This is a genomic window from Lacticaseibacillus nasuensis JCM 17158 (assembly GCF_001434705.1).
Taxonomy (GTDB): domain Bacteria; phylum Bacillota; class Bacilli; order Lactobacillales; family Lactobacillaceae; genus Lacticaseibacillus; species Lacticaseibacillus nasuensis.
On the sequence record NZ_AZDJ01000001.1, the window covers coordinates 312,582 to 320,465 of the forward strand.

The 7,884-nt window shown below is 53.8% G+C and carries 5 protein-coding genes; all 5 read left to right on the forward strand.

Annotated features, from left to right (window positions below; all coding sequences use genetic code 11):
• Nucleotides 1-73 precede the first annotated feature (73 nt).
• Nucleotides 74-688, forward strand: coding sequence for a helix-hairpin-helix domain-containing protein (locus FD02_RS01535; protein WP_191980319.1), 615 nt, complete (start codon nucleotides 74-76; stop codon nucleotides 686-688).
• Nucleotides 685-2,862: a ComEC/Rec2 family competence protein gene (locus tag FD02_RS01540; RefSeq protein WP_056949955.1), complete on the forward strand. Its 2,178-nt coding sequence runs from the start codon at nucleotides 685-687 to the stop codon at nucleotides 2,860-2,862. Before FD02_RS01535 ends, FD02_RS01540 begins: the two co-directional genes overlap by 4 nt.
• Nucleotides 2,849-3,868 carry a DNA polymerase III subunit delta gene (gene holA, locus FD02_RS01545; protein ID WP_056949956.1) on the forward strand — a complete coding sequence of 340 codons (1,020 nt, stop codon included), beginning with the start codon at nucleotides 2,849-2,851 and terminating at the stop codon, nucleotides 3,866-3,868. Before FD02_RS01540 ends, holA begins: the two co-directional genes overlap by 14 nt.
• Before the next feature lie 91 nt (nucleotides 3,869-3,959).
• Complete coding sequence (locus FD02_RS01550; RefSeq protein ID WP_056949957.1) at nucleotides 3,960-5,072, forward strand: GGDEF domain-containing protein; 1,113 nt, start codon at nucleotides 3,960-3,962, stop codon at nucleotides 5,070-5,072.
• A 284-nt stretch (nucleotides 5,073-5,356) separates the two neighbouring features.
• The coding region (locus tag FD02_RS01555; protein ID WP_235806654.1) for a lectin-like domain-containing protein at nucleotides 5,357-7,884 on the forward strand (2,528 nt) is incomplete at its 3' end.

The following is a 7,884-nucleotide window of genomic DNA, read 5'->3' on the forward strand; positions in this document are numbered from 1 at the left end:
ACCGTGAGGCAATTGCTCACGGTTTTTTTGTTCGGTGTGCGTAATCTCCCATAAAGGAGGCGAGCACATGACCATCACCGTGATTCGAGAATGGCTTCGTGACTACTGGGTGGTGCTGCTGGTTGGACTTGGCGTGGCGGGGTATTTTGGCTGGCAATGGGTAACGCCGCCGCGCGCGGACCTCACGGTGACCACGAGCAGTCAAAGTCTGACTGCAAGCGCCAGCACCAGCAGTAGTCATGCCCAAGCCGGCTACGTGTATATTCAAGGCGCCGTTGCCCATCCCGGATTGTATCCGGTCACCGGCCAGACGCGGTGGGACGCCGTGGTCCAGGCCGCCGGTGGGGTGACCAAGCAGGCGGATACCAGTGGGCTTAACTTGGCGAAAATTGCCAACGATGAGGAGAGTCTGTACGTCCCGACCAAAGGCGAAACACCCGCGCCGGCCGCAACCACCGGTGCCGCCACCACGGCGACCAGTGACGGTACGCCGGTCATCAACCTTAACACCGCCACTGCCACCGACCTGGAAGGTCTCAGTGGCATCGGCCCGAAACGCGCGGCGGATATCGTCGCCTACCGCGATGCGCACGGCGGCTTTAAAACGGTTGAGGAGCTGAAGGAAGTCAGCGGCATCGGCGAGAAAATCTTTGCCAGTCTGGCCCCAAATGTGACGGTCGGCCCATGACGCGGCAAGGTATCTTCTGGGTCGTCGCGCTAATTGGCGGCATGCTGTTGCCAATGGGGCCGGCCTGGCTCGGTGGCTTGGCCTTGGTCTGGGTGCTGCTGGTCACCCGGGCGTTGCCGCATTGGCCGGTGATGCTAGCGATTGGCCTTGGCGTTGCAATTGGCTGGCGGGCTCAGGCCGCGCATACCAATCCGCCACTGCCTCAAGGGGTGATTACGGTGCAGGCCCCTGATTGGCGGCTGCAAGACGGCACGGTGAGCTTTACCGGCACCGCCGCAAATGGTGTCCCGGTCAGCGGGCTGGTGACGGCGACCAAGGCCCAACAAGCCCAGCTGGCAACCACCAGCGCGCCGCAAGGAATCGCCTGGAGCGGCCCGCCACAACGCTTGACGGGCGCGCGTAATCAATTCGAGTTTGATTATGCGGATTACGCTTGGGCCAGTAGCCAGCTCGCGTATGAGATTCCCAAGCAACCGCTCCAACTTGTCGCCGTGCCAGGTGGTGGCGTGATCGCCACCCTGAATGGCTGGCGCGTGACGTTGCTGCGGCGCATGGCGCAGCTGCCCCAGCGGGTGGGCAGCTATGCTAAAGGCTTGTTGTTGGGTCAGTTAGATGCCGAGTTCGATGATGTTCGGCAAACCTACATGGATCTTGGTATCTTTCATTTGTTTTCGGTGTCTGGGTTGCATCTATTTGCTTTGATTGGGGCCCTGTATTGGCTGACCGACCGGCTCAAGATAGCCAAGGAACACGTTGACTGGGTGCTCATTGCCACCCTGCCAACGTTATTGGTGATCCTGCCCTTGGGAGCAGGGATTGTTCGCGCGGTCGGCATGCGGGTAGTGATGCTACTCAATGAGCGGTGGCATTGGGCCTGGTCCAGCCTGGATTGTTTCAGTGCCGTCTTGGCCCTTAACTTGGTGTGGCGGCCGTATGTCCTGTACACATTTGGCGGCCAGCTGAGCTACCTGTTGACCGGAGCCTTGCTACTCATGTCGCAACGGTCAGCTTGGGGCGTCAGCTGGCGATTGAGCTTACTGTCTGCGCCGGTAATCATCGCTCACACGTTTCGCGTGCATGTGCTCACCGGCGCGTTTAATTGGTTGTTGTTGCCAATTTTTGAGTTGGCCATCATGCCATTGCTGGTGGTGGCGGTGGTGTGGCCGGCTGGGCCGCTGACGGGGGGATTGGAGCTCGCCTTAGGTCGCTTGGAACACGGCCTTTCAGCCGGTGCCCAGTTGCCGGGACTGCTGGTGGTCGGCGCGATTGGGTTACCCTTAGCGGTCGTTGGGGTAGGCGTGATTTTGCGCGCGCTAGGCGGGCGCCGGTGGTGGCCTGTATTGCTGTGGGGCGTACTGGCCTGGGAAGTCGCCCATTATCACCCGTTGGCCCGCGTCACGGTGTTTGATGTGGGGCAAGGCGACGCCATTTTGCTCGAAGGGGAAAACGACCAAGGGGTGGTCCTGATCGATACCGGCGGTCGCGGATTCGGCGTGATGCGCAACCCGCCGGCACAGCGCGCAATTTTGAACTATCTCGCCGCCCGTGGGATCACCCGACTAGATGCCTTGGTCTTGACGCATCCAGACGCCGATCACGTCGGGGATGCTGCCATCGTAACGCACGGCATCGCGGTCACCCAACTCATCACCACGGCTAGCGCCGCTCAAGATCCATATATCACTAAGGCCGCTGCCGGGCGAGTGGGCAGTGTGCGACAGGTGGCGGCGGGCACGGTGTTGTCGTATGGCGCGTTACAGCTACAAGTGGTGTCGCCAGCTGCCGAGGCGACGGCCACCGACAAAAACGCCGACTCCGTGGTCCTCTATGGTAAGATAGGACCTGACCGGTGGCTGTTGACTGGCGACGCGGATCAAGGCGTCGAGGTCAATACGCTGATGCCGTTAGGGTTAGCCGTCGATTACCTGAAAGTCGGTCACCACGGCTCCGATACCAGTTCGAACCCCGCGTTCATCGCCGCTTTGAACTTGAAGGGGGCGTTCATTTCGGCCGGGGTAGCGAATCGATACGGCCACCCTCACCCGGAAACACTGCAAACCTTTGCCAACCTAGCAGTACCAATCTGGCGCACCGACCTGGGTGGCATGGCGTGGGTGGAAGGCGGCCAAATTCATCAATTCTTAGTAAAAGAGGAAACATATGCAAGTCGGTGAACTCATCAATCAGCTGAAGGCCAAGCGCATTCCGCCGTTAGTGCTGCTACTGGGCGAGGAAACAGCGCTGCGTGATCAGGCCTTGGCGGCATTGACTGCGCTGATTTCAGAGGACCAGGCGACGATGAATCTTGCCCGGTACGACATGCGCGAAACAGCGGTGTCTGTGGCGCTGGATGACGCGCAGTCGCCGCCGTTTTTTGGCGACTACCGCGAAGTGATCATTGAGTCGCCATATTTTTTGAGTGGTGAAACCGGCGGCAAGGTTGAGCATGATTTAGACAGTCTCACGGCCTACTTCAAGAATCCGGTGCCGTCTACCGTCATGGTCATCGTGGCCCCATATAAGAAACTTGATGAGCGCAAACGACTGACCAAAGCCTTGAAAAAAAGTGCGGTGGTGGTCGACACCGCCACGCTGGATGAGCCCGCGGCTAAACGCGCCATTACTACCTCACTTCGCCAGGCTGGCGTGACAATTACCCCAGGTGGATTAAACACGCTGACTCGGCGCACAAACGCCAACTATACGGCGATGCTAGCAGCGGTGCCGAAATTGAAATTGTATGCGGCAAACGGTGCCGAACTAGACGAAGCGGCAGTCTCGGCATTGGTACCAAGAGAGCTGACAGATCGCGTGTTTGACCTGGTGAGTGCGGTCCTCGCCAAGAATACGGCAGAAGCATTGAGTATTTACCGGGACCTGCTCCTCCAAAAAGAAGAGCCGATTCGTCTCAATAACCTGCTGGAGAATCAGTTCCAATTGTTGCTGCAGGTCAAGGTCTTGATGCAAAAAGGGTATGCGCAAGGCCCCTTGGCGCAAACGCTGAAGGTCCATCCTTACCGCGTCAAGTTGGCGATTCAAAGCGCGCGACACTTAGCGCTTGGGTCGCTGGCGTCTGCTTATCTTGGTTTGGTGGACACCGAGACCCAGATGAAAACAGGCCAAATCGATAAAAATCTCGCGTTTGAATTGTTTGTCTTGCGGTATGCCGGGCAAGCATAAGCGGGTGGCGCCTCGGATTATTCGAGGCGCTTTTTGCGTCCAAGTCATTCTTGCGTTAACCTGAAACCATTAATTTGTTGGGGGAATTCTGGTGGGGCTATTTTGGAATACGTTATTCTGGGCATTTTTCTTCATGATGGGCTTTGTCGCCACCGTTGAATTGATTGCTGATGTTGGCCCACAGCTGGTCAAGCGTTACACGGGTGCCACTGTCCGCGCGGTGTGGCTAGTTGTCGTGTACGCGGGCGGGTTGATGGTGATGATTCGCATGCTGCGGCTATTTGGCTCGACTTACACTTGGACGGCTAACGCCTTGCGCAACGCCATGATGATCTACCTCGCAGTCAAACTCAAGGATTGCCGAGCGTATGCGGCATTCTTGCTGGTCACGTTCATCAGTTATTGGCCATTTTGGAATTGGAATGCCTGGGCGACTGCCGGGTTTGCGGCGACGTTGTTGGTTGCGGTCGTTGTGAATCGCCATCAGTCTTGGTGGACTGGCCATCCATGGCGCTTGCATGCGGTGAGCTTTAGCATGACAGTGTTGTTCTGGTTATTCGACATGGCCAGCTATGCCTATCCCGCCAGTGAAACCGGGCTCGTGATTGGGTGTGGGTATTTGGTGTTACTTGCCGCGCACGGCTACGATAATTTGTTGGCCTATCGGCGAAGGCGCTTGCGGGACTTGGTCTACGATACACAGCATGATGTGTTGACCCACGCGTTCAGCCGGACAAAGTTTAACGCTGATCTAGCCCGGTGGCTGCCATTGCGAGTCAGCGGTCAGGCCCCGGCCATCCACCTCGTCATGGTGGACTTGGATCATTTTAAGTCGGTGAATGATACCTATGGGCACCTCGCAGGGGATACGGTACTACAACAGTTCACGGCGTTGTGGCAGAACTATCTCGAAACGGTGGCATTCCCGTGTGACTTCTATCGGACAGGCGGGGAAGAGTTTAGTCTCATTGTCGCAGGCGGTGCTAGAAGTCATCAAGTCGAAGCGTTGGTAGCAGCCTTTATGAGCCAACTTCGCCAGTATGAATTTGATTCCGATGGGCAAACTATCGTAATTGCAATGTCGGCAGGGATCACTTCGGTTCGGTGCAATGATAAGACCATTGATGATGTGATTGCCCGGGCCGATGCGCAGTTATATGCTGCGAAACGAGCAGGACGAGATCGATTACACAGTGATGGTTGAACGTAATGGAATATTTTTGTATTTTCAGAGCGATGTTGTTAAATATAGAATATTCGGATAATTGATTAAACCTAAATAAATGATAAATGGCAGATGCGACGCAATCAAATACGTGGCATCTGCCATTATTTTTGCTTGGAATATAATCGCATATACATCCTCACTTTCCGCTCAATTAATTGACGAATTCTGCGTCATAAATGAGCATTTTTCTGCAGTTTATACGCAAAAGGTGTAGGCTTCATCGTAGTGCATGCTTAACATGTCGAAGACTCATTCAGGGGATGATTTTGATGATATTCAAAAATAAGGACCAAGCGTCTGTAAAAGAACGGGTCAAAATGTGGAAATCTGGCAAGCAGTGGGTTTTCGGGACCATTTTCTTTTTCGGTCTGGGCCTTGGAGTAGCTAGTCAGGCCCATCCCGTTGCAGCTGCGACCGCTGGTGAAGACGACGAACCCGTCGTCACAACTGAATCGCCAGCTTCAACCCTTGCTGGGAAAAGTGTGACGTTGTCAGCAGACGGTCAGAAAGACTCGGGTGCTGTGGCGACATCGACGGCTCCCGCTGTGAATGCAGACAAGACCGCAACAGACTCTGACAAGTCAGAAGAAGCGCCAGTCGCTGCTGCAACGGATTCGACTGATTCCGATGTTGCTTCAGATTCTGCCGGTCAAGGCGACAAGCAACAAGCCACGGGTGAGACGACTTCAGCAGATACCGCTGGTGCCCAGTATCAGCCCGCGACCAAGACAAGTCAGCCGGTAAATTCGGCTAAAGTTTCATATTACGCAGAGGACAACACAGCGAAGATCACCGTTGACTCTAGTTCAGCCTCATCTTTGTTTGTGTCTTCTGGTGTTGCGCATAACTACGATGATAATGGCCAAGCCCAGATTACTTCTGAAAACGTTCCAAACGACGGGTATAGTGGTCCTCAAAATACGGCTGGGCAATTGACTTTGGCCAACCGGATTAATATGGATCAAGACTTTACGTTAACTGGCAAGGTGAAAGTCTCCGGTGGTAGTGGTTCTGGCGACGGCATCGGGATTGGTTTTAAAACTGGCGACATGAGCAAGTTAGGCGAGACCGGTGGTGCGATGGGGATTGGCGGTTTGGCCGGTGCTTTCGGTTTTAAGATTGATACGAATTACAATACAGACAGCGCTAGCGGCAATGGTCTAAATTATCGCTCGGATACCAACAGTTTTGTATCCAACGGTTCCTTTGGGTCGTTTATGTCCACCAGTACTGATGGCTCTGCGGCTGAAACGACTTATGTCCCTAGCAGTGCGGATGGGTCGCAACCACAAGCCATTACATTGCCATCGCAATACGCACCAATCGAATTGGATTACACGGGTTCCAAGCATTTATTAACTGTTAAGTTTGATGGCAAAGTTTGGACAAAAGATATCTCTGATTGGATTAACGGCAATGAGTTTATGAACTTGTTCATCAGCGCGTCGACTGGTGCGTCATATGCGAACCAGAATTTTGAACTGGACTCACTTGTGTTTACACCTCAGTTCTTCGCTAATGTTCATGCTGTTGACCAGGATGGCAAGGTATTACCGACTGATCCTGCAACCTATACGATTAATGCCCAGGATGCCGGGAATATCGACTATCATGTCGTCAAGCAACAGATTGATGGTTACGCTTTTCAGTCATTTGCTGACAATGGTGATCCTGCCACTGGTACGTTGACCGTCGACAATCCTACTGCGACGATCACGTTAAATTATGCCAAAGTCGGTAGCTACGAAATAACGCCAGCGTCTGGACAGACGCTACCTGCGGGAGTGGCTGCGACCACAGAGTATCAAGTTTCTCCGATTACAGATGAGAATGAATCTAGCACAGATCCGCAGACAGTATCAAATCCAACGGGTTTCACCATTCCCGGGTTTGTGAACTTTAATGTTCAGGCACAAGAGGTGAAATCAGATGGCACCGTTGTCAGTTCGATTACATTGACGCCGATTGACACTACCGATCGTTCCAAAGGTTATGTAGCGCCTGATTTGTCCAAACTTGCAAGCATCAGTGACAACATTGTGATCAGTTATACGCCGGTGATTGCTGTGGTCACGGTTAAATTTGTTGACCAAGATGGTAATGAGATTGCTGGTCATTCCGCTGAAGAATTTGATGGAACACCCGGCGATGCTATTGATTACAACAAAGACAAAACTGGGGTCGCAATACACAAAGCTATTTCTGGTTATGTGCTGACTGACGACGGGACGACTAAGCCTGAAAATCAGACGTATGATGCGGATGAATCTAAGGCCCAGGTAGTCACGCTGATTTACAGTACGAACGGCAGTTACACGATTACCCCTGCGGGCAGTGACAAGCCAGGTGAGCCACAGACTTATACGACGGATCCAAAGGATCCGGGTAAAGCAGCCGGGACCGTGCCATATACCGAAGGCTATACGCCAACGGCGGTTGGTGGTACGTTGACGCCGATTACGGATAAGGCGACTGGGAAGACTACTGGCTATACGTTGGTACCAAATGATCCAACCCAGCCAGCAACGGTGACCTATACCGCGGATAGCGGTCAGAAGGTCATGGTTGAGTTCGTTGGGCCTGATAACCAGCAGCTCCACGACACTCAAGAAATTGATGGGGTTACTGGAGCCGAAATCGACTACAGCAAGGATATTAAAGGTGCAGCGATCAACAAAGTTATTACTGGTTATGTACTGACTGACGATCAGACGACTGAGCCTGAAAATCAAACGTATGATGCGGATGAATCTAAGGCCCAAGTCGTCACCCTGACATACAGTAAGAA

Bases quoted from the DNA above. Each gene is read 5' to 3' on its own strand.
- FD02_RS01540 (WP_056949955.1), top strand. From the start codon at position 685: ATGACGCGGCAAGGTATCTTCTGGGTCGTCGCGCTAATTGGCGGCATG.
- holA (WP_056949956.1), top strand. From the start codon at position 2,849: ATGCAAGTCGGTGAACTCATCAATCAGCTGAAGGCCAAGCGCATTCCG.